Source organism: Herbiconiux solani NBRC 106740 (genome assembly GCF_001571005.1).
In the GTDB taxonomy this organism is placed as follows: Bacteria; Actinomycetota; Actinomycetes; order Actinomycetales; family Microbacteriaceae; genus Herbiconiux; species Herbiconiux solani.
Window position 1 is genome coordinate 260491 of the sequence record NZ_BCST01000005.1, and the last position, 24944, is coordinate 285434.

Annotated in this window: 26 protein-coding genes, 1 tRNA gene and 1 pseudogene; 11 read left to right on the top strand and 17 right to left on the bottom strand. The window is 71.6% G+C overall.

What is annotated here, in order from left to right:
• Nucleotides 1-69 precede the first annotated feature (69 nt).
• Both HSO01S_RS10930 and HSO01S_RS10935 read right to left on the bottom strand, forming a co-directional pair.
• Nucleotides 70-1146 (bottom strand): BMP family lipoprotein, encoded by a 1077-nt coding sequence (locus tag HSO01S_RS10930; RefSeq protein WP_066041276.1) that lies wholly within the window; start codon nucleotides 1144-1146, stop codon nucleotides 70-72.
• Complete coding sequence (locus tag HSO01S_RS10935; RefSeq protein WP_245635979.1) at nucleotides 1070-1933, bottom strand: GntR family transcriptional regulator; 864 nt, start codon at nucleotides 1931-1933, stop codon at nucleotides 1070-1072. The genes HSO01S_RS10930 and HSO01S_RS10935 overlap by 77 nt, the downstream gene beginning before the upstream one ends.
• Before the next feature lie 288 nt (nucleotides 1934-2221).
• On the opposite strand from HSO01S_RS10935, the gene HSO01S_RS10940 reads away from it, so the two are divergent.
• On the top strand, nucleotides 2222-2752 hold the full coding sequence (locus HSO01S_RS10940; RefSeq protein WP_066041281.1) for a GNAT family N-acetyltransferase: 531 nt from the start codon (nucleotides 2222-2224) through the stop codon (nucleotides 2750-2752).
• 34 nt (nucleotides 2753-2786) lie between these two features.
• Here HSO01S_RS10940 and HSO01S_RS10945 read toward each other — a convergent pair.
• Nucleotides 2787-2876, bottom strand: a tRNA-Ser gene (locus HSO01S_RS10945).
• A gap of 85 nt (nucleotides 2877-2961) precedes the next feature.
• On the opposite strand from HSO01S_RS10945, the gene HSO01S_RS10950 reads away from it, so the two are divergent.
• Nucleotides 2962-3795, top strand: a complete 834-nt coding sequence (locus HSO01S_RS10950) for a glycosyltransferase family 2 protein (RefSeq protein ID WP_084361560.1) — start codon at nucleotides 2962-2964, stop codon at nucleotides 3793-3795.
• On the opposite strand, the gene HSO01S_RS10955 is transcribed toward HSO01S_RS10950, so the two are convergent.
• A complete protein-coding gene (locus HSO01S_RS10955) occupies nucleotides 3726-4649 on the bottom strand; it encodes an alpha/beta fold hydrolase (protein WP_066041282.1) in 924 nt (307 codons plus the stop codon). The two genes, HSO01S_RS10950 and HSO01S_RS10955, sit on opposite strands and share 70 nt — an antisense overlap.
• A 65-nt stretch (nucleotides 4650-4714) precedes the next feature.
• Here HSO01S_RS10955 and HSO01S_RS10960 point away from each other — a divergent pair, with 65 nt between their 5' ends.
• Entirely contained in the window at nucleotides 4715-5425 is a 711-nt protein-coding gene (locus HSO01S_RS10960) for a potassium channel family protein (RefSeq protein ID WP_084361561.1), read from the top strand.
• A 188-nt stretch (nucleotides 5426-5613) separates the two neighbouring features.
• Nucleotides 5614-6558 (top strand): phosphodiesterase, encoded by a 945-nt coding sequence (locus HSO01S_RS10965; protein WP_066041285.1) that lies wholly within the window; start codon nucleotides 5614-5616, stop codon nucleotides 6556-6558.
• Here the strand turns inward: HSO01S_RS10965 and HSO01S_RS10970 are convergent.
• Complete coding sequence (locus HSO01S_RS10970) at nucleotides 6494-8155, bottom strand: stealth family protein (protein ID WP_373280210.1); 1662 nt, start codon at nucleotides 8153-8155, stop codon at nucleotides 6494-6496. The two genes, HSO01S_RS10965 and HSO01S_RS10970, sit on opposite strands and share 65 nt — an antisense overlap.
• 282 nt (nucleotides 8156-8437) lie before the next feature.
• Between HSO01S_RS10970 and HSO01S_RS10975 the strand changes: the two genes are divergently transcribed.
• The 4 genes from HSO01S_RS10975 (at nucleotide 8438) to radA (ending at nucleotide 12860) form a co-directional block, all read left to right on the top strand.
• Nucleotides 8438-9217, top strand: a complete 780-nt coding sequence (locus HSO01S_RS10975; protein WP_066041286.1) for a hypothetical protein — start codon at nucleotides 8438-8440, stop codon at nucleotides 9215-9217.
• Between the two features lie 58 nt (nucleotides 9218-9275).
• Nucleotides 9276-10787, top strand: coding sequence for a GAF domain-containing sensor histidine kinase (locus tag HSO01S_RS10980; protein ID WP_066041288.1), 1512 nt, complete (start codon nucleotides 9276-9278; stop codon nucleotides 10785-10787).
• Nucleotides 10784-11443, top strand: coding sequence for a response regulator (locus HSO01S_RS10985; protein ID WP_066041290.1), 660 nt, complete (start codon nucleotides 10784-10786; stop codon nucleotides 11441-11443). The genes HSO01S_RS10980 and HSO01S_RS10985 overlap by 4 nt, the downstream gene beginning before the upstream one ends.
• Before the next feature lie 82 nt (nucleotides 11444-11525).
• A complete protein-coding gene (gene radA, locus HSO01S_RS10990; RefSeq protein WP_066041292.1) occupies nucleotides 11526-12860 on the top strand; it encodes a DNA repair protein RadA in 1335 nt (444 codons plus the stop codon).
• Between the two features lie 131 nt (nucleotides 12861-12991).
• Here the strand turns inward: radA and HSO01S_RS10995 are convergent, their stop codons facing one another.
• From HSO01S_RS10995 to exaC, 4 genes and pseudogenes are all read right to left on the bottom strand, one after another.
• The gene (locus HSO01S_RS10995) at nucleotides 12992-14557 is read right to left on the bottom strand and encodes a carboxylesterase/lipase family protein (protein WP_066041294.1); all 1566 of its coding nucleotides are present in this window, start codon (nucleotides 14555-14557) and stop codon (nucleotides 12992-12994) included.
• Between the two features lie 29 nt (nucleotides 14558-14586).
• On the bottom strand, nucleotides 14587-15288 hold the full coding sequence (locus HSO01S_RS11000; RefSeq protein WP_066041296.1) for a hypothetical protein: 702 nt from the start codon (nucleotides 15286-15288) through the stop codon (nucleotides 14587-14589).
• A 140-nt stretch (nucleotides 15289-15428) separates the two neighbouring features.
• A pseudogene (locus tag HSO01S_RS11005) lies at nucleotides 15429-15809 on the bottom strand (DUF779 domain-containing protein); the annotation flags it as partial.
• Nucleotides 15809-17395 carry an acetaldehyde dehydrogenase ExaC gene (exaC, locus tag HSO01S_RS11010; protein ID WP_084361564.1) on the bottom strand — a complete coding sequence of 529 codons (1587 nt, stop codon included), beginning with the start codon at nucleotides 17393-17395 and terminating at the stop codon, nucleotides 15809-15811. The gene exaC and the pseudogene HSO01S_RS11005, both read right to left, overlap by 1 nt.
• A gap of 106 nt (nucleotides 17396-17501) precedes the next feature.
• Between exaC and HSO01S_RS11015 the strand changes: the two genes are divergently transcribed.
• On the top strand, nucleotides 17502-18437 hold the full coding sequence (locus tag HSO01S_RS11015) for a helix-turn-helix domain-containing protein (protein ID WP_066041300.1): 936 nt from the start codon (nucleotides 17502-17504) through the stop codon (nucleotides 18435-18437).
• A gap of 142 nt (nucleotides 18438-18579) precedes the next feature.
• Here the strand turns inward: HSO01S_RS11015 and HSO01S_RS11020 are convergent, their stop codons facing one another.
• The 6 genes from HSO01S_RS11020 to HSO01S_RS19060 form a co-directional block, all read right to left on the bottom strand.
• Nucleotides 18580-19860 (bottom strand): MFS transporter, encoded by a 1281-nt coding sequence (locus HSO01S_RS11020; protein ID WP_218003796.1) that lies wholly within the window; start codon nucleotides 19858-19860, stop codon nucleotides 18580-18582.
• A 31-nt stretch (nucleotides 19861-19891) separates the two neighbouring features.
• Nucleotides 19892-21310, bottom strand: coding sequence for a GAF domain-containing protein (locus HSO01S_RS11025; RefSeq protein WP_066041302.1), 1419 nt, complete (start codon nucleotides 21308-21310; stop codon nucleotides 19892-19894).
• Between the two features lie 109 nt (nucleotides 21311-21419).
• Nucleotides 21420-21785 (bottom strand): DUF6457 domain-containing protein, encoded by a 366-nt coding sequence (locus HSO01S_RS11030; RefSeq protein WP_066041304.1) that lies wholly within the window; start codon nucleotides 21783-21785, stop codon nucleotides 21420-21422.
• Nucleotides 21786-21937: 152 nt separating this feature from the next.
• Nucleotides 21938-22360: an organic hydroperoxide resistance protein gene (locus HSO01S_RS11035; protein WP_066041307.1), complete on the bottom strand. Its 423-nt coding sequence runs from the start codon at nucleotides 22358-22360 to the stop codon at nucleotides 21938-21940.
• Nucleotides 22361-22439: 79 nt separating this feature from the next.
• On the bottom strand, nucleotides 22440-22919 hold the full coding sequence (locus HSO01S_RS11040) for a MarR family winged helix-turn-helix transcriptional regulator (protein ID WP_066041569.1): 480 nt from the start codon (nucleotides 22917-22919) through the stop codon (nucleotides 22440-22442).
• A 94-nt stretch (nucleotides 22920-23013) separates the two neighbouring features.
• Complete coding sequence (locus HSO01S_RS19060) at nucleotides 23014-23520, bottom strand: 8-oxo-dGTP diphosphatase (RefSeq protein WP_066041309.1); 507 nt, start codon at nucleotides 23518-23520, stop codon at nucleotides 23014-23016.
• Nucleotides 23521-23575: 55 nt separating this feature from the next.
• On the opposite strand from HSO01S_RS19060, the gene HSO01S_RS19065 reads away from it, so the two are divergent.
• On the top strand, nucleotides 23576-23752 hold the full coding sequence (locus HSO01S_RS19065) for a hypothetical protein (RefSeq protein WP_169799976.1): 177 nt from the start codon (nucleotides 23576-23578) through the stop codon (nucleotides 23750-23752).
• An 84-nt stretch (nucleotides 23753-23836) separates the two neighbouring features.
• Nucleotides 23837-24097, top strand: coding sequence for a TraR/DksA family transcriptional regulator (locus HSO01S_RS11050; protein WP_084361567.1), 261 nt, complete (start codon nucleotides 23837-23839; stop codon nucleotides 24095-24097).
• Between the two features lie 16 nt (nucleotides 24098-24113).
• Here the strand turns inward: HSO01S_RS11050 and HSO01S_RS11055 are convergent, their stop codons facing one another.
• Together HSO01S_RS11055 and HSO01S_RS11060 are read right to left on the bottom strand one after the other, a co-directional pair.
• Entirely contained in the window at nucleotides 24114-24422 is a 309-nt protein-coding gene (locus HSO01S_RS11055) for a hypothetical protein (RefSeq protein WP_157079021.1), read from the bottom strand.
• Nucleotides 24419-24937: an amino-acid N-acetyltransferase gene (locus tag HSO01S_RS11060; RefSeq protein ID WP_066041317.1), complete on the bottom strand. Its 519-nt coding sequence runs from the start codon at nucleotides 24935-24937 to the stop codon at nucleotides 24419-24421. Before HSO01S_RS11060 ends, HSO01S_RS11055 begins: the two co-directional genes overlap by 4 nt.
• Between the last annotated feature and the right edge of the window lie 7 nt (nucleotides 24938-24944).

Below are 24944 nucleotides of genomic sequence, written 5' to 3' on the forward strand. Positions count from 1 at the left end.
GGGCGCCGATCCGGCAGCGGATGGCTGCCGGACCGGAACCGGGAACGCTCGCGGTGCTCGTGCTGCTCACTAGTTGCCGCTGTAGTAGTCGGGGTAGCCCTGCTCGACGACGTTCCAGACCTTGATGTCGCCGTCGATGATCTTCTGCTTCAGGGCGTCGACCTTGTCGATCGTGGCCTGGCCGATGGCATCCTTCGTGTACTGGAAGTCGCTGAGGCCGACGCCGTCCTCGGCGAGGCCGAGGTTGATCGTGGTGCCGCCGGGGAAGCTCCCGTCGGCGTACGACTTCAGCACGGTCTCCACGGCGACGTCGGTCTTCTTGAGCATGCTGGTGAGCACGGAGCCGGGGGCGACCCCGTCCTGGTTCGCGTCGACGCCGATGGCGTAGTGGCCCGCATCCTTCGCGGCCTGGATGACACCGGCGCCCGTACCGCCCGCTACCGCGTAGACGATGTCGGCGCCCTGCTCGAACATCGACTGCGCGAGCTGCTGGCCCTTGGTGGGGTCGGCGAAGTCGTTCGAGTAGGCGGTCAGCACCTTCACCGAGGGATCGGTGTCGCGGGCGCCCTGGATGAAGCCGACGAGGAACTTGTCGATGCCGGTCGACTGCGTGCCGCCGATGACGCCGATCACCTTGTCGGCGTTGATCTTCGGGTCGCTGGTGTTGACCGTCTGCAGGGCGGCGAGCGCGCCGGCGAGGTAGGAGCCCTCCTGCTCCTGGAAGAGCACCGAGGCAACGTTGTCGCCCGCGGCTTCGGCGTTCACGAGCACCCAGTCGGTGTTCGGGTAGTCGGCGGCCACGGTGGGCAGCACCTCTGCGTGCGAGTACTCGAGGTCGACGACGACGCCGAGACCTTCGTCACCGGCGCGGCGCAGGATCTGCTCGCCCTGGCCCACCACGTCGTCGGACTCGATCGGCGTGCCCTCGAGCCCGTTGTCGGTCAGTCCCTGCTGGAAGCCCTTGTAGGCGAGGTCGTTGTACGACTCGTCGCCGAGACCGCCCTGGGCCACCACGAGTGCGGCCGAGCCGAGCGCCGCGTCGCCGCCGGCGCTGCCTGACGGGGAGTCGCTACTCGTTCCCGAGCAGGCGCTGAGCAGCAGCAAGGCCGCCGCCGGTACGAGTGCCAGTGCGTGGCGTTTCTTCATGATGTCCTCCGGGTGATGTGGGTGCGAACGTGATGTGGTACAGGTATTGCGTCCCTAGGTACCGGGCTCGGACGACCTCGACGAGGCGGCCTGTGGTGTCACGCGAAGCGCGGACGATCTCGATGAGGGCGATGCCCTCCTCCACCCCGAGCAGGTCGGCGTCGACGGCATCCGCGTTGATGGCACGCAGCGACTCCTCGCCCGAGTCCAGGTGCACGCCGTTCTCGCGAAGGGCGCCGTAGAAGGAGAAGTCGGGCCGTGCCGCGGCGGGCTCGGTGAGGCCGATCCGCTCGGCGACGTCGGCGGGCACGAAGGTGCGGTGGATGCCGACCGGGGCGTCGCCCACGGTGCGGAGCCGCTCCACCCGCACGAGCGGCTGCAGCGCGCCCTCGGCACCGACCGGCTCGTCGTCGAAGGCGGAGGCCGGCCGCTCGGGCGAGTCGGCGCCGATCAGGTCGAAGGAGAGCAGCGTGCTCCCGGGAGCGAGCCCGAGGCCGTGGACGTGCTCGGAGAAGCTGGTGAGCTCGGGCAGCTGACGCTGCATCGGCCGGGCGTTCACGAAGGTGCCCTTGCCCTGGCGTCGGGTGACGACGCCGCGCTCGACGAGGGTGTCGAAGGCCTTGATCACCGTGGCGCGGCTGAGGTGGTTCTCGCTGGCGAGCACCGTCTCGCTCGGCAGGATGTCGCCGGGCTTCAGCCGCTCGAGGGCGATGAAGTCCTGCACCGCGTTGGCCAGCTGCACGTACAACGGCTGCTCGCCCCGCCCGTGCTCCAGGTCTACTCGCATGCTGCACGTCCTCTGCACCTGGTCATGGGGGCTCCTTCAACCGCTCAACCGCTTGTCCGGTCAAGTGAACAGTAAACGACCCCGCGGCGTCAATGGGTCACGGAAACCTGCATTTAACGGCCCGTAACACGCTGGTTACATGCGCGGCTCCTCCAGCCGACCCGTCGTGCGCTCGCGCTCATCGTCATCCGCTCGATGAGCGACCTCGGCCTTTGAGCCGATCCCGACCCCAGCCGTCGCAGCCCGACATCGCTACGGTGGGGGCGTCGGGGTGCGATGCTCGTATTCATGGAGTGGCCGGTCATCGAAGTGCTGGAGTCGGAGCGGCTGACGCTCGAGCCGGTGTCCGTCGATCACGCTTCGGCGATGGTCGACGTGCTCTCCGACGCCCGCCTGTACGAGTTCACCGGCGGCGAGCCGCCATCGCTCGACGTCCTCGCCGCGCGCTACCGCCGTCAGGTGCGGGGGCCCGCCGACGGCTCGGGCGCCTGGTTCAACTGGATGCTGCGGGAGCGCGCAGCCGGCACGCTCGTCGGCTTCGTCCAGGCCACCGTGCACACCGGCGACCGCGGCCCTCTGGCCGAGATCGCATGGCTCATCGATCCGGCCCACCAGCGGCAGGGCTTCGCAGCCGAAGCCACGGCGGCGATGGTCGCCTGGCTGCGCTCGCGTGGCGTGACCGCGTTCGCCGCCCTCATCCACCCCGACCACACCGTGTCGCAGCGCGTAGCGCACCGCCTCGACCTCCGCCCGACGCCGCAACTCGACGACGGCGAGGTCCGTTGGGAGTCGCCCCCCGGAAACGACGAAACCCCCTGAAGGCCCGGATTCACGGGGCTGCAGGGGGTTTCTGTGGCGGTACCGGTGGGATTTGAACCCACGGTGGAGTCTCCCCCACACAACTTTTCGAGAGTTGCACCTTCGGCCGCTCGGACACGGTACCGGGGACGAGTGTACGCGAGCGCGCGCGGTCTCGCCAATCGAGGCCGAGCGGATGCGTCGGGTGCGGTACTCGATAGCATCTCGGCATGGCAATCTCGATCTCGGTCGTCATCCCGGCGCGAGACGACGCCGCGTTCCTCCGCCGTGCCCTCGACGCCCTCGCCGCCCAGGAGCGCCCGGCCGACGAGGTCATCGTCGTCGACAACGGCAGCTCGGACGACACCGCCGACGTGGCCCGCTCCTTCGGCGCTCGCGTCATCGACGAACCGGTGCAGGGCATCCTTCGGGCGACCGCCGCGGGGTTCGACGCCGCCCGGGGCGACGTGCTCGCCCGCATCGACGCCGACTCGGTTCCGGGGCCCGACTGGCTGCGGCGCGTCGAGACCGTGTTCCTCCGGCCCGACGCTCCGACCGGGTACACGGGGCCGGGGCTGTTCTACGACATCGGGGCCGCCGGCGCGTGGGCCGGGCAGACCTTCTATCTCGGCGGCTACGTGACGTGGATGACGCTCTTCCTCGGCCACGCGCCCCTCTTCGGCTCGAACATGGCCCTGCAGGCGGCGGCCTGGCGACGCATCCGGAGCAGCATCCATCGCACGGATCGCCGGGTGCACGACGACCTCGACATCGCGTACCACCTGCTGCCGGACATGACGGTCGAGTACGACCCGACCCTGGCGATGCCGATCTCGGGGCGGCCGTTCCACAGCGCGAGCGGGTTCTTCCGGCGGATCGGGTGGGCGTTCCGCACCATCGCGGTGAACATCCCGGGGCAGTGGCCGTGGCAGCGCTGGTCGCGACGGCGCGCGGCACGTCAGGCACGCCAGACCCCGCAGGCCCGCCAGACCCTTCAGACCCCCGGCGGAAGCGGCGGAGACGCCTTCGAGAACAGCGCCAGCAGATCGGCCGAGAGCTCGTAAGGAGCGTCCTCGCACGGGCTGTGTCCCGTGCGGTACACGTGCATCGACGCCCCGATCGCCTCGGCGAAGCGCGCGTGACGCGCGAGCGGCCAGAGGTCGTGCTCGCCCACCGCGACGGCCTTGGGGAACGGCTGAGCGGCCAGCTCGGCCTCGAGGTCGGGCGAATCCATCATGATCCGCATCATGTCCCGGTGTGCGTCTCGCCGGGTGAGGCGGAAGCGGTCGCGCACGAACGCGATCCGCCCGGGCTTCACCCGCAGCACGTTCGCCTGCACGCCCCAGCGCATCAGGTTCGCCGCGGCCCCGGGGGTCGCGAGGGCCGAGAAGCGGCCGATCCGGCTCACGCCCGCGAAGCTCCGGCCCGGGTCGGGCGGGGTGCCGAGCAGGGTGAGGCTCGCCACGAGCTCCGGATGCCGCGTGGCCACGACCGATGCGACCACCCCCGCGAACGAGTAGCCGAGCAGATGCACGGGTGTGGTCCCGGCCCGAACGAACGCGAGCATGTCGTCCACGAACAGCTCGAGCGTGTACCGCGCGGCGGGCGGATCGAGGTTCCACGGCCCGGCCGCGAACGACTCGTACTGCCCGGCCAGGTCGTAACTCTCGACGAGGAATCCGGCCGCGGCGAGCTCGGGCATCACGAAATGGAAGTCCTCCTTCGACCCCGTCGCCCCCGCGACCAGCACGACCCGGGGATCCGCCCGGTCGCCGAGCGACACCGTCGCCAGCCCTCCACTCGGAGCGTGGAAGATCGAGGTGACCGCACCCTCCGGCGGCGTCACCCAGTCGATGTCTTGGAGTCCCTCGTCACGGCTGACCGCCAGCTCGCGGGACTCCGGCGCCCGGTCCAACACGCCCCCACCATATCGTCCGGCCCGGCGGCGGGCCGTGACATCCTGGTGCGGTCGGAAGGGGGACGGTGGAAGAGGATCCGCGCCGCGTGCGCTACGAGACCGCCACGAGCATCCCGCTCGTCACCCTGTCGATCGTGTTCATCGCCGCCTACTCCGTTCAGGTGCTCGACACGCACCTGCCGGCCGAGGCGCGCCTCGCCCTGACGATCGTGATCATCGTGATCTGGGTCGTGTTCGCCGTCGACTACCTAATCCGACTGCTGCTCTCGCCGAACCGAAGGGCCTACTTCAAGGCCACCCTCCGCGAGCTGCTCTCGGTCGTGATCCCGGTGTTCCGTCCGTTCCTCCTGCTCAGCCATCTCAAGCAGATCCCGTTCTTCCGGTCGCGGAGCGGCGCATCCGTGCGCACGACCGTCGTCATCCACGCAGCCTTGTTCGTCATCCTCTTCGTCTACTCGATCTCGCTGGCGGTGCTCGCGGTCGAACGGGATGCACCGGGTGCGACCATCACGAACTTCGGCGATGCGATCTGGTGGGCCTGCGTCACGGTCGCGACGGTGGGCTACGGCGACGTCTACCCGGTGACCGCGTTCGGCCGGCTGCTCGCCGTCATCCTGATGGCCGGGGGCGTCGCGATCGTGGGCATCGCGACGGCGACCATCGTCTCGTACCTCGGCGAGCGCATCTCGCACCGCCGGCACGAGGACCCGTCGGCCGAGCGGCACGACCAGATGGAGGCCGAGCGGCGCGACCAGGCCGTCGCCGAGCCGGCATGACCAGGCAGTCGCCGAGCAACGCGACCGGTCCGTGGCCGAGCCGGCCGACCCGTCGCCAGAACGTCACCAGAACTGAGCGACTCGCGGGCGTAAGTTCGCCTTCCGTTCAGATTCGCGTGCTTGAGTCGTCTCAGCACCACGGACGGGCGGCGACCCCGGCGCCCGCACCTCATCCGAATGGAAGTCCTGTGACTATCAGAACGGCCGAGTACCCGAGGCCGAACCATTTCCTCCTGCACCTGAGCGACACGCATCTGCTCGCGGGGGGCCGCAAACTCTACGGCAGCGTTGACAGCGAGACCCACCTGCGCCAGGTCTTCGACGAGCTCGAGGCCTCGGGAGGCCGCCCGGAGGCGATCGTGTTCACCGGCGATCTCGCCGACAAGGGCGAACCGGATGCCTACGCCCGGCTCCGCGCGATCGTCGAGCCGGCCGCCGCGCGGCTCGGTGCCCAGGTGATCTGGGTGATGGGCAACCACGACGACCGGGCCTCGTTCCGTGAGGGGTTGCTGGGCGAGATGGCCACCGACCGAGCGGTCGACCGGGTCTACGACGTCAACGGGCTGCGGGTCATCACGCTCGACTCCACCGTGCCGGGACACCACCACGGCGAGGTCACCGGCGACCAGCTCGACTGGCTGGCCGAGGAGCTCGCCTTCCCCGCCCCGCACGGCACCATCCTCGCCATGCATCACCCGCCCGTGCCGAGCGTGCTCGACCTCGCCGTCGCCGTGGAGCTCCGCGACCAGCGCGGCCTCGCCGAGGTGCTCGAGGGCTCGGACGTGCGCTCGATCATCGCCGGGCACCTGCACTACTCGACCACGGCGACCTTCGCGGGCATCCCCGTCTCGGTGGCCTCGGCCACCTGCTACACGCAGGACCTCTTCGTCGAGGCGGGCGGCACCAAGCCCCGCGCCGGGGCGCAGGCGTTCAACCTGGTGCACGTCTACGAGAACACGGTGCTGCACTCGGTGGTGCCGGTGGGCACCTACCCGACGCTCGACTACGTGTCGGCCGAGGAGACCCGCCGCCGCCTGCTCGCGCAGGGCGTCGTCATCGCCGACGCGGTCAGCTCGCGGGTATCGCCAGAGCCGCCGATGACGATGCCGATCCTTCTGCCGTCGGGGGTGTGATCGACGCCCGGCCCTCGGGTCCGGTGTCGACCCCGTCGGCCACCGTCTTCTCCCACGGGGCGGGGAACGGGAAGTAGCGTTCCAGGAACGAGATCACGGCGCTCGTGCGCGTCTCGACGCTGATCTCGGGCTTCGAGCCGTCGTTCAGGCAGAACATGTCCATCGACCGCTTCTTCAGCAGCGTGTCCATCTCCTTCAGCGAGGTGGCCAGCGTGGTCTCGATGTACTTGACCCGCGCATCCGTCTGCACCACTGCACGCCCGGTCATCAGACCGTAGTAGTGGTACAGCGAGTTGGTGACCGAGATGTCGGTCGCCGATCGGAACGGGCTCGCCGTGGTGCGGGCGAACTCGGCCGAGAACTCGCGTTCCATCTCGAAGAGCACGCTCTTCCGGAGCGGTGCGGCGCAGTGCTCGAGGTGCCGGGTGGTGATGCGCCCGAAGCGCTGCTGCAGCAGTTCGCGGTTGACCCGGGCCGCGTTCTCGAAGCCGCTGCGGTGCACGGCGTTCTGCCCGAGCCCGATGCGGGTCTCGGCCTCGACGAACTTCGAGATGCCGCCGGGCGAGAAGAACAGGTCCGGCCGCACGGGGCGCCCGAAGAACATGTCGTCGTTGGAGTAGAGGAAGTGCTCCGAGATGCCCGGGATGCGGTGCAGCTGCGCCTCGACGGCGTGCGAATTGTGCGTCGGCAGGTCGCTCAGGTCCTTGAAGAACTTCTCGCTCGGCATGATCGTGACCCGGGGGTCGTCGGCGAGCCACGCCGGGCGCGGGGAATCGGTCGCGATGAAGATGCGGCGCACCCAGGGCGCGAACATGTACACGCTCCGGAGCGCGTACTTCAGCTCGTCGATCTGCCGGTAGCGGGCCTCGGAGTCGTCACCGTCGCCGACGACGTAGCTCGCCATGCGCTTGGCGCGGGCGCGCTGGAACTCGATGGCGGTGCCGTCGACCCAGGAGAAGACCAGGTCGATGTCGAAGTCGACGTCGCTCGCGAGCTGGTCGAACATGCCCTCGATCGTCTTCCAGGTGCGGCCGTAGAGGTCGACGGTCGTCTCGACCACCTCGTCGACCGGGATGGTGACCCGGGTGAGCGAGTTCTCGACCGGCGTCTCGACCACGTCGCCGTTGCGGCGCCAGAACTCGAGCTGCACGGCCATGCCGGCCCCGTAGCGCAGGCGGCCGATCGGCTCGATGCGCGGCCGGTACAGGCGCATGACGCGCGCCTTCGGGTCGCGGGCGAGCTTGCCGTCGGCGACGAGCAGCGCCGGGGCGCCGGGGGCTTTGGAGTAGAAGGGCTCGCCGGCCATGCTCTCGAGCAGGGCGGCGCGGGCGCGCTTGCGGTGCTTCCAGTGCACCGCGAGCACGGGCCGGTCGTCGTTGCCGCGCACGAGCAGGAAGGGCACGTTCGCCGCGTCGAAGGCGTCGGCGATGAAGAGGAGGTCTTCGATCATCGACTCACGCGGTGTCGCGTGGCCGTTGAGAAGGGTCAGCTGGCCTTTGCGGAGGACGAGGTCGTTGCGATCGAGAGCGATCGGATGCGTCGTCGCCGAACGGAGGACCGTTTCGAGGTGGGGGGCTCCTGGTACGTCATTGGTCAAAGTCGCCTCCTTGTCGATGGTGCGGGTGCGTGATGCCCTCGAGGGGCGCGTGCGGGGGATCTCCTGCCGTCGTCGCCAGTCGCCCTACTTTACGCCCTCTCCCTGGGACTCCGTCCGGGGTTCGTCCGGGGTTCGGAACGGGGTTCGTCCGGGGTTCGGAACGGGGTTCGGAACGGGGCGGGACCTTCGTCCTGGTGGGGCCGAGAGGGTCCAGTGTTAGCCTTGCCTAAGCCGGGCATGTAACAACGCGCTTGCCCTTGTCCTGAAGGGGCCCACTTCCCGATGAGCTACATCCGTTCGAAAGCCTTCGACGAGACCGGCTACGTCGTTCTCGACTCCTATGACCAGGCCGCGGATCCCGCGGAGTGGCGGGATCTCGAGTACGTCGACTGGAAGTCCTCCGGCGACACCCGCTTCGCGCCCCTCGCGAGCGCGTTCGGCGAGATGGAGTGCAACGGGTTCTGGAATCACACCCCGCCCCGCACCGACAAGGACGGCGTCTGGGTGCAGGCGAACGTCGAGAAGGCGCCCATCCTCAAGGCCCGCGCCGAGGAGCCCGGTGCCAACATCGGCCGCTGCCGTGTGATCGAGCTGCAGCCGAACACGTACTCCGAGGCGCTCTACAACCTCCACCAGGACGACAACAACCGCCTGAACCCGGATGGCACGGGCTGGATCGTGCGCGGCTTCTTCAACCTCTCGGACGACCCGGAGTCGTTCCTGATCCTCCGCGAAGACCGCTTCGACCCCGACACCGAGGTGCGCATCGCCCTCGCCGCGGGCACCCAGGTGATCGTCGACACGCAGCGCTTCTGGCACGCGGTCTGGCAGAAGGGGCCCGAGCCCCGCTACTGCCTCATCACCTCGTGGGAGTCCGGTCCCGAGCTCGACGCCTACATCGACGCCAAGCACGGCGACCCGCACTACGCGACGGTGCCGCTCGACCCCGGCTTCGTCGACCACGCGCAGGCCGAGGTGCGCCGTCGGCTCGCCGAGCGTGCCGCCATCCTCGCCGCCAAGGGCAAGGCCGGGTTCGGCGGCTCGCGCGACCCCGAGGCCTGAGCTCCTGGGCGCCGGCGCTGACGGGCGACCGGGCGTGAGGCTGGGCGCGGGTCCGGGCGTGAGTGCGGCGACCGGCGACTCCGCCGCTGAGCGCCAGCGCGCGCTGTTGCGGGCGACCCAGCTCGTCTCGCGCCAGATCGAGCTGCCCGTGCTGCTGCAGGGGATCGTGGATGCGGCCGTCGAGCTCGTCGACGCCCGGTACGGCGCGATCGGCGTGATCGCGCCGCACGGCGGCCTCGAGCGGTTCATCGCGGTCGGCCTGACGCCGGAGGAACGGGCCGCGATCGGCCCACTGCCGGAGGGCCACGGGCTGCTCGGGGCGCTGATCGAGGATCCGCGGCCGATCCGGCTCGACCGTCTCTCCGACGACCCGCGCTCCTCGGGCTTCCCGGCGGGGCATCCGGCGATGGACGGCTTCCTCGGCGTGCCGGTGCGCGTCGGCGACCAGGTCTTCGGCAACCTCTACCTCACCGAGAAGCGCCAGGGCCCGTTCACCGAGGAGGACACCGAGCTGGTCGGGGCCCTCGCCGCGACCGCCGGTGCCGCGATCGAGAACGCGCGCCTGCTGGCGGATGCACGGATGCGGGAGGCCTGGATGACGGCGTCGGCCGAGATCGCCGAGGCCATCCTGTCGCACGCCCGCGGGGACGCGTTGCGGCTGCTCGCCGAGCGGGTGGCGCAGGTGGCGGAGGCGGAGCGGGTCGAGGTCGTCGCGGTCGCGGATGAGGTCGGCCCGGTCGAGGCTGCTCGCGAACCGGGCGCGCGCGGAGGCGCCGTGCTCGCGGTGCCGCTCACCGCATCCGGAACCGGCCGCGACGAGCTCGTGATCACCCGGGCGCCCGGCAGCCCCGCCTTCACCGCCGAGGAGGAGGCCATCGCCCGCGACCTCGCGGCCCGCGCCGGCGTCGCCCTCGAACTGGCGCGGGCGCGCGAGGTGCAGCAGCGTGCGCTCCTGATCGAAGACCGCGGGCGCATCTCGCGCGACCTGCACGACCACGTGGTGCAGCAGCTGTTCGGCACCGGGATGCAGCTGCAGAGCCTGGTGCGCCGGCTCGGCACGGGCGACACGGAGGACGCGGCCGACACCGTCTCGAACGCGGTGGGGCGGATCGACGAGTCGATCGCGCAGATCCGCACGGTGATCTTCGCCCTGGAGTCGTCGGGGGCGACGGAGACCGCGAGCGTGCGGCGCCGCATCCTGGACCTCGTCGAGGAGGCCTCGGCCGGGCTGGTGCGCCGGCCGGGCGTGAGCTTCGCCGGGCCGGTCGACCTGGTCGTGACCGGGCCGCTCGCCGACGACGTGGCCGCCGTGGTGCGCGAGGGGATCACGAACGTCGTGAAACACGCCTCGGCCAGCCGGGTCTCGGTCGTGCTCTCGGCCGCCGAGGGCCGGGTCACGGTGGTGGTTCGGGATGACGGCATCGGCATCCCCGAGGAAGGCAGGAGGAGCGGATTGCGGAACCTCGAACGACGGGCGCTCGACAACGGCGGAGGGTTCAGGATCGTCTCGGCACCTGGTGAGACGACCGTGACCTGGACGGCGCCCTACCCCGAGGGGCCCGTGCTGTGAGCGACTCCCCCGCCCCGATCCGGCTGTTCCTGGTCGACGACCACGAGATCGTGCGCCGCGGCGTCGCCGAGCTGCTCGGCGCCGAACCCGACCTCGAGGTCGTCGGCGAGGCCGGCACCGTGGCCGACGCGCTCGCCCGGATCGCGGCCACGCAGCCCGATGTGGCCCTACTCGACGTGCGGTTGCCGGACGGCAGCGGGATCGACCTCTGCCGGGACGTGCTCTCGCGCTTCCCCGGCGTGCGCTGCCTGATGCTCACGGCCTACGACGACGACGACGCGCTGTTCTCGGCGGTCGTCGCCGGTGCATCCGGGTACGTGCTGAAAGACGTCAGGGGCACGCGGCTCGCCGACGCCGTGCGGGCCGTGGCCGCGGGCCGTTCGCTGATCGACCCCGCCCTGGGGCGCCGGGTGACCGAGCGGATGCGCGCGGGCGGCGACCCCGCGTCGGAGGATCCGCGGCTCGGGTCGCTGGGGCTGCGGGAGCGGCAGATCCTCTCGCTGATCGCCGACGGACTGACGAACCGGCGGATCGGCGAGGAGCTCGGGCTGGCCGAGAAGACCGTGAAGAACTACGTCTCGTCGCTCTTGGCGAAGCTGGGGCTCGAGCGGCGCACGCAGGCGGCGGTGTTCGCGCTGAAGGACAAGCGGCCGTAGGTTCGGGGCCTGTGTCGGGGCCTTTTCGCGTCGTGGGGGCAGTCCGGGGCCGGATGTCGGGGGCCGGCCCTATCGTGAGGGGATGGCCACGAAATCCACGAACGCGTACCGCTGCACCGAGTGCGGCTGGCAGACGGCGAAGTGGGTGGGCCGCTGCGGCGAGTGCCAGTCGTGGGGCACCGTGGTCTCGGCGGCCGAGAACGAGGGCATCACTCGAGCGGTGCGGGCAACCGTGCTCGACTCGGCGCGGATCGCGAGGCCGATCACCGAGATCTCCTCCGACGTCGCCGCCCACTGGGCGACCGGCATCGGCGAGTTCGACCGCGTGCTCGGCGGCGGGCTGGTGCCGGGCGCAGCCATCCTGCTCTCGGGCGAGCCCGGGGTCGGCAAGTCGACGCTCCTGCTCGAGGTCGCCGCGAAGGCCGCCGAGGAGCACCTCCGGGTGCTCTACGTCTCGGCCGAGGAGTCGGTCTCGCAGGTCAAGCTGCGCGCCGAGCGCACGCACTCGCTCTCCCCCACGCTGATGCTGGCCGCCGAGACCGATCTCGCGACCGTGCTCGGCCAGATCGACGCCGTGCAGCCGCACCTGGTCATCGTCGACTCGGTGCAGACGGTGTCGTCGGCCTCGCTCGACTCGGCCGCGGGCTCGCCGACGCAGGTGCGCGAGGTCGCGTCCTCGCTCATCCGGGTCGCGAAGGAGCGGTCGCTGCCCGTGCTGCTCGTCGGGCACGTGACGAAGGACGGCTCGATCGCGGGGCCCCGCGTGCTCGAGCACCTGGTCGACGTCGTCTGCCAGTTCGAGGGCGACCGGCAGACCTCGCTGCGGTTCGTGCGGGCGCTCAAGAACCGGTTCGGGCCGACGGATGAGGTCGGCTGCTTCGAGATGACCTCGGACGGGATCTCGGAGGTGCCCGACCCGAGCGGCCTGTTCCTCTCCCGTGGCAGCGACGCCGTCTCGGGCACCTGCGTGACCGTGGCGCTCGAGGGTCGGCGCGCCCTCCCGGTCGAGGTGCAGGCGCTCGTGGTGTCGACGCCGTCGCCGAACCCCCGGCGGGTGACGAACGGGGTCGACTCCTCACGGGTGGCGATGATCCTGGCGGTGCTCGAGCGCCGGGCGCGCATCAAGCTCAGCGAGCAGGACGTGTACGTCTCGACGGTCGGCGGGGTTAAGCTCACCGAGCCCGGGGCCGACCTGGCGATCGCGCTCGCGCTGGCCTCGGCGGCCAACGACCGGCCGCTGCCGCACGACCTCGCGGCCTTCGGCGAGATATCGCTGGCGGGCGAGGTGCGTCCCGTCTCCTCGTCCCGGGTGCGGGCCTCGGAGGCCCGCCGCCTCGGTTTCACGACGATCCTCGACGACGAGTCCCGCCAGCTCGTCCGGGCCCTCGGCCGCGCCTTCGCCGACCCCGCCCGCTAGCGCCCCGCCCCGAAGGTCCTCGACCCGTCACTTGTTGTCGCTAAACGGGGTGGATAGCGACAACAACTGACGGGTCGAGGACCTTGGGTGAGCGGGCGGGACGGACGGCGCGCCCGGGCGGCGGGCGCGGGTCAGATGTGGGGGACGAAGGACTGCCAGGCGCGACGGCGGGAGGCACGCGGGTCGGACTCGACCCGGTCGGCGACGTCGATGATCAGGGTCTCGCGCGTGGCCTCGTCGTAGGCGGGCCAGAGCGAGGCGTCGACGCGGCCGTCGTGGGCGAAGGCGAGCCAGTGCGCGCGCATCCGCCGGCTGGTGCGGAGGAAGTCGCGCCGCCCGCCGAGCGAGGTCATCGTGCGGCCGAACCACCCGTCCATCCGGTCGAACACCGCGTAGAGGTCGAGCCCGTGGGTCGCGTCGAAGCCGGCCAGCCGCACGAGCCGCGGCGCGATGTCGAACCGGTAGAAGTGCACCGGGGCGAACCGCGAGTGCCGCTCGGCGACCTTCACGGTCGGGTACCAGAACGCGTAGTCGCCGCCGAAGTCGGCCGCCGGCCGCTTCGCCGGGATCCCCGGGTACTCGGCCGTGATCGCCTTCCGAGCCCCCTTCTTGGTGCGCGCGAAGATGGCCCGGATGCGCTTCGGCGTCGTCGCGAGGATGTCGAGCCGCCCGGTGAACAGCGACCCCTCCCGGTCGTTGGTGCCGATGATCAGCGGCACCCGCGCCGCGCGCCCCTCCTTGAACGCGTCGAGCGGGCGCTCGGGCAGCAGCTCGCCGTCGATGACCGGTGAGAGTGCGATGGTGCCGGGATGCGCATCCGGGGTTCGGAGGGTCAGCGTCACGGCCGCACTCACCAGCGCCTCGGCGTCGGCACCGGCCAGCAGCGCGCCGGCGACGTCGTCCGAGGTGGAGTCGACGCCGTCGGTGTCGATCGACTCGGAGAGCAGCTCGACGAACTCCTCGGCCCAGACCGCGGTGACGTCGGGCGGGTAGATCGCGTTCGCGGGCGAGCTCTGCGCGATCGCCCGGTCGAACAGTCCGTGGGCCGAGGGCGTCGCCATGAGCGTGGTCACCGCGTTGCCGCCCGCCGACTCGCCGAACACGGTCACGTTGCCGGGGTCTCCCCCGAACGCCTCGATGTTCTCGCGCACCCAGCGCAACGCCGCCACCTGGTCGCGGAGCCCCAGGTTCGACTCGATCGGCCGCTCGGCCGTGCTGTACCGGGTGAAGTCGAGGTAGCCGAGGGCACCGAGCCGGTAGTTGAAGCTCACGTAGACGACGTCGCCCTCGCGCACGAAGGCTTCGCCGTTCTGCGGGTGCTCGGCCGAGGATCCGACGCTGTACGCCCCGCCGTGGATGAACACCATGACCGGCCGCAGACCGGCGGTTCCGGTGCCCGCGTTCCGCAGCACGTTGACCGTCAGGCAGTCCTCCGACATCGGCGTGCTGCGCGCCACCCCGATGAAGTTGCCGTCGCGCGACTGCATCGCGACGGGCCCGAACTCGCGCGCATCCCGAACCCCGGTCCAGGGCACGACAGGCCGCGGGGCGCGGAACCGCAGCTCCCCCACCGGCGGAGCGGCGAAGGGGATGCCCCGCCAGGCCACCATGCCGTCGCGCCCACCACCCAGGAGGATGCCACGCACGGTTCCACCGTCGACGGCGATCTCGAGAGGGTCGTCGGGCTGAGCGGTCACGTCCGAATGCTAGCCCGGACGGCTGGCGATCAGGAGAGGATGAACTGCTTCGTGTCGGCCGACGGGATGCCGGCCACCGAGACCGACAGGTGGTACGAGGCTCCGGCGGCCGGAACCGCGGGGCGGGCCGAGGACATGCAGGTGTCGGCGGCGGACCGCGTGCGGTCCCAGGCGAACGGCGTCGACGACACCGCGACGCCCGGCTCGAGCACGGCCTCGGTATCGGTCGGGTCGGTCTGGCAGTCGGTCGAGATCCAGTAGGTCTCCGAGCCGCTCGTGATCGTGTAGACCTGCTGCGAGGTGCCGGCGTTGAGCTTGCAGGCCTCGGATCCGGTGTTGGTGATCGTGAACGAGAGCTTGGGCATGACCCCGGCGGCATAGGTGTCGGCGTCGGTGACCGGAGCGATCGAGACGTTGCCCGCCGCGCACGCGGCGACCTCGCCGGGCGGGGTCTGTGACGCGCTGTCGACCGTGCCCGGTGCGGCCGACGGGTCTGCAGCGCCCGCGGCCGCATCCGCCCCACCGGCGGCGCCGCCGGCAGTGCCGTCGGCGGCGCCCGCCGACGAGGTCGGCCCGGCCACGGGAGTCTCGCCCTGGGCACCCGACCCGGGCCTCACGATGATGAGCACGACGATCGCGATGATGGCCACGAGAACGCCGAGCACGATCAGGCGCCGGCGCAGGTAGACCTTCTTCGGCTGGGGGCCCACAGGATGCCTGATGGTCGACATGCTCACAGGCTAGCGACCGAGCGCGCAGATCAGCCGTCGCCACCGCCGTGAGTCGCGAGCCTGGGTGCCACCAGACCGGGTGTCGCGAGACCGGACCCAACAAGCCCTGCCGCACCAGACGCACCGATCCTCGGCGCACCGAGCCCGAACGCCTCGAGCTCCGCGTCATCCAGCAACCGCGACCGGATGAGGAACCGCTTCCCCTCCGGCGCCTCGATCGAGAACCCGCTCCCCCGCCCGTCCACGATGTCGATCGTGAGGAAAGTGTGCTTCCAGTACTCGAACTGCGACCGCGACATGTACACCTCGACCGGGTCGATGCCCTCGACCTCGAGCGCGCCCAGCAGCACGTCCGAGCCGCCGGTGCGGAACATCCCGACCGGGTAGCACATGGGCGACGACCCGTCGCAGCATCCACCCGACTGGTGGAACATCAGGGGCCCGTTGGTGGCGGCGAGGTGGCGCAGCATGTCGGCTGCGGCCTCCGTCACCGCCACCCGCGGAAGGACGGCCTCGGGCATCAGAAGAAGCCCATCGGCCCGTCGGCGTACGAGACGAGGAGGTTCTTCGTCTGCTGGTAGTGATCGAGCATCATGCGGTGGTTCTCCCGCCCGATGCCCGACTGCTTGTAGCCGCCGAAGGCCGCGTGCGCCGGGTACTGGTGGTAGGTGTTCGACCACACCCGCCCGGCCTGGATGGCACGGCCCGCCCGGTACAGCTGCGATCCGTTGCGTGACCAGACCCCGGCGCCGAGCCCGTACAGGGTGTCGTTCGCGATCGAGATGGCGTCGTCGTAGTCGTCGAAGCTCGTGAGGGCGAGCACCGGGCCGAAGATCTCCTCCTGGAAGATCCGCATGTCGTTGCGGCCCTCGAACACGGTCGGCTGCACGTAGAAGCCGCCGCTCAGCTCGCCGCCGAGATCGGCCCGCTCGCCGCCGGTGAGCAGCTTGGCGCCCTCTTGCTTGCCGATGTCCATGTAGCTCAGGATCTTCTCGAGCTGGTCGTTGCTCGCCTGCGCGCCGATCATCGTCGAGAGGTCGAGCGGGTTGCCCTGCTTGACCTTCGCGACCCGGTCGAGCCCGTCGGCCACGAAGCCGTCGTAGATCGACCGCTGCACGAGCGCCCGCGACGGGCAGGTGCAGACCTCGCCCTGGTTGAGGGCGAAGAAGGTGAAGCCCTCGAGCGCCTTGTCGTAGAACGAGTCCTTCTCGTCGGCGACGTCGGCGAAGAAGACGTTCGGGCTCTTGCCGCCGAGCTCGAGCGTGACCGGGATGAGGTTCTCGCTGGCGTACTGCATGATCAGGCGGCCGGTGGTGGTCTCGCCGGTGAACGCGATCTTGCGGATGTTCGGGTGGCTCGCGAGCGGCGCACCGGCCTCGATGCCGAAGCCGTTGACGATGTTGAGCACTCCCGGGGGCAGCAGGTCCTCGATCAGTTCGAGCCAGACGTGGATGGAGGCCGGCGTCTGCTCGGCCGGCTTCAACACGATGCAGTTGCCGGCGGCGAGCGCGGGAGCGAGCTTCCAGACGGCCATCAGGATGGGGAAGTTCCACGGGATGATCTGCCCGACGACCCCGAGCGGCTCGTGGAAGTGGTAGGCCACGGTGTCGTGGTCGAGCTCGGAGATCCCGCCCTCCTGGGCGCGGATGCAGCCCGCGAAGTACCGGAAGTGGTCGATCGCGAGCGGGATGTCGGCGGCGAGCGTCTCGCGCACCGGCTTGCCGTTCTCCCAGGTCTCGGCGACGGCGAGCAGCTCGAGGTTCTGCTCCATGCGGTCGGCGATCTTGTTCAGGATGACGGCGCGTTCGGCGACGCTCGTCTTACCCCAGGCGTCGAAGGCCTTCCAACCGGCTTCGACGGCCGCGTCGACGTCGGCGGCGGTGCCGCGGGCGATCTCGGTGAAGACCTGGCCGGTGATGGGCGTGGGGTTCTGGAAGTACTGCCCGTTCGCCGGCGGCACGTAGCGGCCTCCGATGTAGTTGTCGTAGCGGGGTTTGAAGGTGACGATCGAGCCCTCGGTGCCGGGGTTCGCGTACACGGTGGGGGCAGAGGAGGCGGGCGCTGCCGGCTGGGCGGCCTCGGCCTCGGGGCGGTCGATGATGGTCATGAGTGCTCCTTGTCGACGACGGTGTCGGTTGCTGCGACGCTACGCCGATGGGGGTTGCAGACGGTTGCGCGGGAATGCAGGGCCGCGCGGGGCGCTTGAAGGGCTCATGGACGAGACGGTGGTGAGGGATGCGGATGCGGATGCGGGCACCGCGACCGCCGATCCGCTCGGCGACCTGCTGGGCCGGCTGCGCTGGAGCGTGACCTCGACGGACGAGGCGACGCCGGGGCTCGGCGACCGCATCCGCTTCGCCGGTGACGAGGTCACCTTCCACCAGATCGTGGCCGGCTCGGCGCGGATCCAGCGCGTGGGCGAGGCCGCGATCGTCTCGGCGGGCGACTTCGTGCTGCTGCCCCGGGGCGGGCCGCACACCGTCACCGCGCTCGAACCGCTCGAACTGTTCAGCGGCACCTTGCGCGCCGAGCCCGGCCCGACCGCGCTGACCGGCCGCCTGCCCGACGTGCTCGTGGCCTGCCGCTTCGTCGTGCGCGAACCGCTCGTCGGCGCCCTGCTGGCCGGGATGCGCGAGGAGCGCCGGGCGGGCCTGGCCGGGCGGGCGGGCTCCGGTCCGGTGGTCACCGCCCTCGGCAACGCGGTCGCGGCGGCGGCCCTCCGGAGCTGGATCGAGAACGGCGGGGGTGACGGGTCGTCGTGGCGGGTGATGCTGCGCGACGAGAACATCGCGCGCGCGGTCGACGCCATCCACGCCGATCCGGGTGTGCGCTGGACCGTGGCGGGCCTGGCCCGGGTGGCCCGGTCGTCGCGCTCGAGCTTCGCCGAGCGGTTCAAGGCGGCCGTCGGCGCCCCTCCGCTGACCTACCTCGCGCGGGTGCGGATGGAGCGGGCGATGGAGCTGCTCGGCCGCGACGGCGCGAGCGTCGGGCAGACCGCCGCGGCGCTCGGCTACTGCTCGGACGTGGGGTTCAGCCGCGCCTTCCGCCGCTTCACCGGCTCGTCGCCGAGCGCCTGGCGGCGGGTGGCGGGAGCCGGGGCCGCCGCTACCGCCCCCGCCCCCGCGCTCAGCGGCGCCGCAGCGAGCTGAGCAGCACGCCGCGCCCGCGGTGCCGCCGGACCCGCGGTCATCGCCGCAGGCGCCCTGGTCGACCCCGCAGCCCGCATTGCCGGTGCCGCCGCGCGCGCCCTCCGCGACGCCGCGCCCACGGCTGGGGCCACCGCCCTCGCGCTCAGCGGCGCCGCAGCGCGCTGAGCAGGATGCCGCCCGCGAGGGCCGCCACCCCGCCCGCCGCCAGCGCCGCCGCGACCCCAACCCCATCGGTCAGCACGCCGCCGATCACCGCGCCGGCCGCGATCGCGACCTGGAACGCCGCGACCTGCAGGCCGCCGACGCTCTCCAGGCGCTCGGGCTCGGCCCGGGCCATCCAGGTCATCAGCGTGGTCGGGATGGCGCCGAACGCGACACCCCACAGCGCCACGGCCGCGATCGCGCCGGCCGGTGAGCCGCCCGCGGTCACGAAGATCAGCATCGCTGCCCCGAGCGCGACCGGGAAGATCAGCACGGCCGCGCCGATCCGGCGGTCGGCCAGCGGGCCGGCCACGAGGTTGCCGGCGAACGCGGCGATCCCGTAGACGAGCAGCAGCGCGGCCAATCCGCTCGGGTCGAAGCCGCCGATGGCCTCCGCGGCGGGGCGGATGTAGGTGAAGCCGGTGAAGTGGCCACCCGCGATGAGGGCGGTCGCCACGAGCCCGAGGATGATGACCGGCGAGCGGAGCGTGGCCGCCAGCGGGCGGAAGCCCGGCGCCCCCGTCGGTGCGACCGGCGGCAGCAGGAGAGCCTGGGTGGCGAAGGCCGCGACCCCCACGAGCGCCGCGAGGCCGAACACCCAGCGCCAGCCCCAGAGCTCGCCGAGCCAGGTCCCGAGCGGGATGGCGGCGACGGTCGCGAGCGAGACGCCGGTGTTGACGACCGTCATGGCCCGGCCTAGTCGTGCAGGCGAGACGAGCTGCGCGGTCATCGAGACGGCGAGGGCCCAGAACCCGCCGATGGCGATGCCGAGGAGCACGCGCGCGACGAGGAGCACCCCGAAGCCCGGGGCGAGGGCGACCAGCAGGTCGGAGACGATCGCGAGGCCGGTGAGTCCGAGCATCACGCGCCGCCGGTCGAGCCGCGGCAGCAGCACGGGCACCGTGAGCCCGGCGACCGCGGCGACGATGGCGGTGACGCTGACCGACTGGCCGGCCAGGCCTTCGGAGACCCCGAGGTCGCCGGCGATGCGGGAGAGCAGGCTCGCGGGCAGGAACTCGCCCATCACGAGCGCGAACACGCCGAGCCCCAGCGAGACCACGCCGGCCCACGACGGGGCGGAACGATCGGAGGAGCCGGACAGGCCCGAACCGGACGGGGCCGAGCCGGACGGGCCGGCTGAAGTCGAAGAGGTGGATGCCGCCGACCCCGCAGCGGCGGAGGCGCCGGCCGGGATCACGCGGAGGGAACTGGTGTCGGTCATACGGGGGTCAACGCTCCCCCGCCCGCGTCGATCAGACCGATCGTCGCCCGGGCCGTGCCGATCGTCCGGCGGCCGGCCCCGAACCGAGCTGCTCCAGGTGCAGCACGACCCCGGCGCGGCGCGGAGAGCGCTGCGGCAGGAGGCGGAGCACCGCCATCCACACCTCCGCGTCGAGCCGCCCGTCGTCGGTCGAGGCGTAGTCGAGCAGCACGTCGACCGAGGCGTCGGTCAACATCGCCTCGCGCAGCCGCACCCGGAGCGTCGTGCGGATCTCCTCGATGCCCGGCGCCTCCGACCCGGGCAGCAGGGGCCCGGGGTACGCGGCGAGCGCCACGCGGTGCGCCCCGCGGTCCAGCAGCGAGATCACGTGGTGGGCGTCGAGCTCGACCGGGCTGGTCAGCCGATAGGGCCGCGACTCCAGGCCGAGCGCGAGCCCGAGCCCCGGTCCCAGCGCGGGTCCGGCGGTCTCCAGGATACGGCGCAGCCGCACGATCTCGGCCCGCAGCGTCACCGCGACGGAGTCGTCGCCGTAGACCAGCGCCGCCAGCCGGGCGGCCGAGAGCCCCTCGCGATGCCAGGCGAGCAGGGTCACGATCTCGGAGTGCCGCGTGCTCAGCTCGACCCCCGGCGCGAGTTCACCGGTGTCGCGACCGAGCACGTGCATCCTGACCGGCACCGCCCCCGTCGCCACCGGTCCGCCCCGCACCGATCCCACCGCAGCCGAACCACCCGGCGCCGACCCGACTGCTGCCGCCTTCGCGTTCTGCCGGCGACCGGAGAACCCGGTCACCCGCACCGCGGCGCGCTCGGCGGCGGCCGCCTCGGTGCTCCGCCGGTCCTGCCCGGCGCGCAGCCGCTGCACCATCAGCTCGGCCTCGGCCGCCGCAGCCGTCGCCTCGATCAGCGGCAGGGTGTGCGGGTCGACCGCGCGCGCATCCCCGGTGATGTCGATCACGCCCAGGATGCGCCGGGTCTCCGGGTCGTGCACCGGCACCGCGGTGCAGCTCCAGCCGTGCACGAGCCGGTTGAAGTGCTCGGCGTCGTGGATCTGGATGCCGTGGTCGAGCTCCAGGGCCGTGCCCGGTGCCGAGGTCCCCACCTCCCGCTCGGACCAGCCGGCACCCTCGACGAAGCGCATCTGCTCGGCGCGGCGCTTGGACTCGGGGTCGCCCTCCACCCAGAGCAGCCGCCCCATCTCGTCGCCCACGGCGACGAGCAGCCCCGAGCCCTCGGCGTCGCGCACGAGGAGCCGGCGGATCACGGGCAGCACCGAGGCGAGCGGATGCGCGAGGCGATAGTCGGCGAGCAGGTCCTCCGCGACCTCGAGGTGCGGCAGCAGGTGCTCCGGGTCGAGTTCCCGGCGGCGGGACCGCTCCCACGACTGGGCCACGAGCGGACGCGGGCGGCGCGGGCGCGGGGTGCCCGGCAGTGCGAGCCAGGGACTGCCCATCCGTTGCCGCCAATCGCCGTCGATCGAACCGTGGGCGGCCGGGCCCTCTCGGAGAAGTCCTACCGCGCCTTCAGTATCGCTCGCGACGGCCCGAGACTCCAGTGCCCGGTCAGTCCTCGAGGGCCGACCGCGGCTCCTCCAGCACGGCGGTCGGCGGCACGTCGGACGCGGCCAGCGACTCGGCGGCGCTCAGCGCGGCGAAACGGGTGGCGGCCTCGACGGCGGCGGAGGCCGCGGCGGGCACGTCCTCCCCCGCGGCGGCCGCGCGTCCGGCGGCGAAGCCCACCAGGTAGGCGGCGAGCGGCCCGGCCGGCGGACGCAGTGACACCGAGGTCGCTGCAGCGGCCTCCAGGAGGGCGGCGGCGTCGACCTGATAGCCCTCGAGCCGCAGATCGGCGGCGACCCGGGCCGACCAGGCGACGAGGTCGCGGTTGTGGTCTTCCTCGGTCAGGCCCACGATCGTGTCCTCATCCATTGCGCCCGCTCCTGTCGTCGTCGTCACGAGCCTAGGACGTCTGGAACGGAACGGGGCCGCCTCCGGCAGTCTGCCGGGGCGGCCCGATTCGATTCCCGCGGACGCGAATCCGCCCGCGGAGCTCTCAGGAGGAGAGTGGTCTCAGGCGGAGATCAGTCCTCCGAGACGGTGATCGTCACGTCGATGTTGCCGCGGGTGGCGTTGGAGTACGGGCAGACCTGGTGCGCCGCGTCGGCGAGCGCCTGGGCCACGTCGTGCTCGACGCCGGGGAGGACGACCTCGAGCAACACAGCGAGCTGGAAGCCGCCCTCGCCGTTCGAGGAGATCTCGACGCGGCCGCCGACGGACGAGTCGGCGATGGAGACCTTCTGCTGACGGGCGACCGCCTGGAGGGCCGAGTGGAAGCAGGCCGAGTACCCGGCGGCGAAGAGCTGCTCGGGGTTCGAGCCGTTGCCTGAGCCGCCCATCGACTGCGGGATGGCGAGGTCGAGGTCGACCCGGCCGTCCGAGCTGCGCACGTGCCCGTTGCGGCCGTCGCCGGTGGAGAGGGCTTCGGCGGTGTAGAGAGCGGTCATGATGATGCCTTTCGATGGAGCGGTTGGAGTGAGGTGAAGAGTGGGGGCGGCGGAGCAGAGGGCAGCGGCCGGCTCGGGGTCAGGCGCGCGTCGCCGCGGTGAGTTCGCGCATCCCCTCGGCGATGCCGTGGAGGCTCGCCACCAGGGAGCGCAGTTCGTCGAGCGAGCCGAGGCCGTAGGCGGGCGTGAGGCAGCTGACCGCCTCGGCGAGCTCGGCGCGCACCGAGCGCCCCTCGTCGGTCAGCGAGACGGTGACCACGCGCTCGTCGTCACGCGAACGGGCCCTGATGACCAGCCCGCGCTCCTCGAGGCGGCGCAGCATCGGCGACAGGGTTCCCGAGTCCAGGCCCAGCCGCGACCCGAGGGCACCGACCGTGAGGCCGTCGCGATCGGCGGCGAGCTCGACGAGGGCGATGTACTGGGTGTACGTGAGGTTCCAGGGCGCGAGCGCGGCCCGGTGGGCCTGCGCGACCGCGTTCGACGCCGAGTAGAGGGCGAAGCACGCCATGTCGTCGAGCGGCGAGGGCGATCCCGTCGCGGTGGTGGTCTCAGTGGCCATGAACCCCACTGTACACAATTCGATTGCGCACAACCAATCACACAGGGCGGCAACTCAGGAAGCCCGAAGCCTGACGCCCCGACCCCGAAGAAACTCAGACCGCCGGCGTCACCGGGTCGTGCAACTCGTACCCCGAGACGGTCGCGCAGTCGGGCCCGAAGGTGAAGTCGCCGAGCACCCGCTCGCCTCGCAGCACCGCGGGTAGCCAGTACTTCGCGTCGTCCCACATCTGATCCAGCGGCAGCGCGTCGACCGGGTACCAGTCCGGCGAGACCTCGTCCGACTCCTGCGGCTCGGCCGAGCCGGCGGGCCCGACGAAGACCGTCGAGTCCTGGCTCCAGTTCTCCCGGAACGGGAAGGCGAACTTCACCAGCCCCCGCTCCTCGAGGTCGACCGGCAGCACGACGAGCCCCGACTCCTCCTCGATCTCGCGCACGATCGCCTCGAGCGCCGTCTCGCCCGGCTCGATCTTGCCGCCGAGGCCCACGATGTTCCCCGAGCCGAGACCGGTCTTCTTGCGGCCGAGCAGCACCTCGACACCGTCGGCGCCATCGCGCAGGAGGAAGGCGACGCAGACCTGGTAGGGAGAGACGGGAGACACCCGAGGATGATAGCCCGCCGATGTGTTCGGGATGTTTCGGGCGTAATCTCGAAGCATGAGTACTTTCATCGACCCGCCCACTCCCGAGTCGTTCGAGCACAACGGCCAGCACCCCGAAGTCGACGACGAAAAGGGCGAAGAGCAGGATTCGTTCGACAAGCAGGTCGAGAACGAGTTCAAGACCCTCGTCGGCGAGGCCGAGCCCACCGACGGCCCGGCTCCCGGGGCCTGAACCACGCCCGACCCACGCACGGCCGAGCGGCTCACCGCGCTCCAGGATGCGGCGCTCGACGAGATCGCCGCGCTCGACGCCGACATGCGCGCACTCCGAACAACCCGCGAGTCCTCCTCGGACGACGACGAGCACGACCCGGAGGGCCCGACCCTCTCGAGCGAGTGGTCGCGCATCCGAGGCCTGATGCTCGCGGCCGAGGTGCGGCGCGACGAAGCGGATGCGGCACTCGAGCGACTCGCCGAAGGCCGCTACGGCACGTGCCTGAGCTGCGGGCGGCCGATCGCCGCCGGGCGGCTCGAGGCACGGCCCACCGCTGCCCTCTGCGTGGACTGCGCCGCCTGACGCCCGGGAACTGCGCCTACTTCTGAGATGCAGCCGTGCCGTCGTCGCCGCCGAGCTCCCAGGGCAACGGCCCCTCGAGCTCGATCGGCTCCTCCGGCGGGGTGTCGAACCCGCCCGGCCGCTGCACCCGGCCGAAGAACCCCATCTGGTTCGACTTCGGCAGCGACGACTCCGCCACGGCCTCCTCGGCCGGGGTCTCGCCCGCGCGGCGCCGGCCGAAGTACCGGTCGCGCAGGCGGGCGTTGAAGCTCTTGGGGCCGGACTCGTCCGGGGTGCCGTCGTCGTGCATCCGCTTCTCGTCGCCCATCGGGCTCTCCTCGCTCATCGCAGGTGCTTCAGCATGCGCGTGTTGCCGAGGGTGTTCGGCTTGACGCGGGCCAGGTCGAGGAACTCGGCGACACCCTCGTCGGGCGAGCGCACGAGCTCGGCGTAGACCTCGGGCTCGACCAGGGCGAGCGGCGAGGCCGTGTAGCCGTTGCGCTCGAAGAACGGCACCTCGAAGGTGAGGCAGAACAGGCGCGAGAGGCCGAGGTCGAGCGCTTCGGCCTCGAGGGCCTCGAGCAGCGCGTGCCCGATGCCGCGGCCGAGCCAGTTCTCGTGCACGGCGAGAGTGCGCACCTCACCCAGGTCTTCCCAGAAGACGTGGAGGGCGCCGCAGCCGACCGGCGTGCCGTCGGCCGTCTCGGCGATGCGGAACTCCTGCACGGCCTCGTAGAAGACCACCGCGTCCTTGCCGAGCAGGATGCGTCGCTGCACCAGCGGCTCCACGAGCGACTGGATCCACGGGACATCACTGGTGCGCGCCCGCCGCACGGTGACGGGCGTCTCGCTCGAACTCATCCCTCCA

What these genes read in the sequence shown, in the direction of transcription:
- HSO01S_RS10930 (WP_066041276.1), bottom strand. Translation starts at nt 1,146, where the DNA reads ATGAAGAAACGCCACGCACTGGCACTCGTACCGGCGGCGGCCTTGCTG.
- HSO01S_RS10935 (WP_245635979.1), bottom strand. Translation starts at nt 1,933, where the DNA reads ATGCGAGTAGACCTGGAGCACGGGCGGGGCGAGCAGCCGTTGTACGTG.
- HSO01S_RS10940 (WP_066041281.1), top strand. Translation starts at nt 2,222, where the DNA reads ATGGAGTGGCCGGTCATCGAAGTGCTGGAGTCGGAGCGGCTGACGCTC.
- HSO01S_RS10950 (WP_084361560.1), top strand. Translation starts at nt 2,962, where the DNA reads ATGGCAATCTCGATCTCGGTCGTCATCCCGGCGCGAGACGACGCCGCG.
- HSO01S_RS10975 (WP_066041286.1), top strand. Translation starts at nt 8,438, where the DNA reads ATGAGCTACATCCGTTCGAAAGCCTTCGACGAGACCGGCTACGTCGTT.
- radA (WP_066041292.1), top strand. Translation starts at nt 11,526, where the DNA reads ATGGCCACGAAATCCACGAACGCGTACCGCTGCACCGAGTGCGGCTGG.
- HSO01S_RS11000 (WP_066041296.1), bottom strand. Translation starts at nt 15,288, where the DNA reads ATGTCGACCATCAGGCATCCTGTGGGCCCCCAGCCGAAGAAGGTCTAC.
- exaC (WP_084361564.1), bottom strand. Translation starts at nt 17,395, where the DNA reads ATGACCATCATCGACCGCCCCGAGGCCGAGGCCGCCCAGCCGGCAGCG.
- HSO01S_RS11015 (WP_066041300.1), top strand. Translation starts at nt 17,502, where the DNA reads ATGGACGAGACGGTGGTGAGGGATGCGGATGCGGATGCGGGCACCGCG.
- HSO01S_RS11020 (WP_218003796.1), bottom strand. Translation starts at nt 19,860, where the DNA reads ATGACCGACACCAGTTCCCTCCGCGTGATCCCGGCCGGCGCCTCCGCC.
- HSO01S_RS11025 (WP_066041302.1), bottom strand. Translation starts at nt 21,310, where the DNA reads ATGGGCAGTCCCTGGCTCGCACTGCCGGGCACCCCGCGCCCGCGCCGC.
- HSO01S_RS11030 (WP_066041304.1), bottom strand. Translation starts at nt 21,785, where the DNA reads ATGGATGAGGACACGATCGTGGGCCTGACCGAGGAAGACCACAACCGC.
- HSO01S_RS11035 (WP_066041307.1), bottom strand. Translation starts at nt 22,360, where the DNA reads ATGACCGCTCTCTACACCGCCGAAGCCCTCTCCACCGGCGACGGCCGC.
- HSO01S_RS11040 (WP_066041569.1), bottom strand. Translation starts at nt 22,919, where the DNA reads ATGGCCACTGAGACCACCACCGCGACGGGATCGCCCTCGCCGCTCGAC.
- HSO01S_RS19065 (WP_169799976.1), top strand. Translation starts at nt 23,576, where the DNA reads ATGAGTACTTTCATCGACCCGCCCACTCCCGAGTCGTTCGAGCACAAC.
- HSO01S_RS11050 (WP_084361567.1), top strand. Translation starts at nt 23,837, where the DNA reads ATGCGCGCACTCCGAACAACCCGCGAGTCCTCCTCGGACGACGACGAG.
- HSO01S_RS11055 (WP_157079021.1), bottom strand. Translation starts at nt 24,422, where the DNA reads ATGAGCGAGGAGAGCCCGATGGGCGACGAGAAGCGGATGCACGACGAC.
- HSO01S_RS11060 (WP_066041317.1), bottom strand. Translation starts at nt 24,937, where the DNA reads ATGAGTTCGAGCGAGACGCCCGTCACCGTGCGGCGGGCGCGCACCAGT.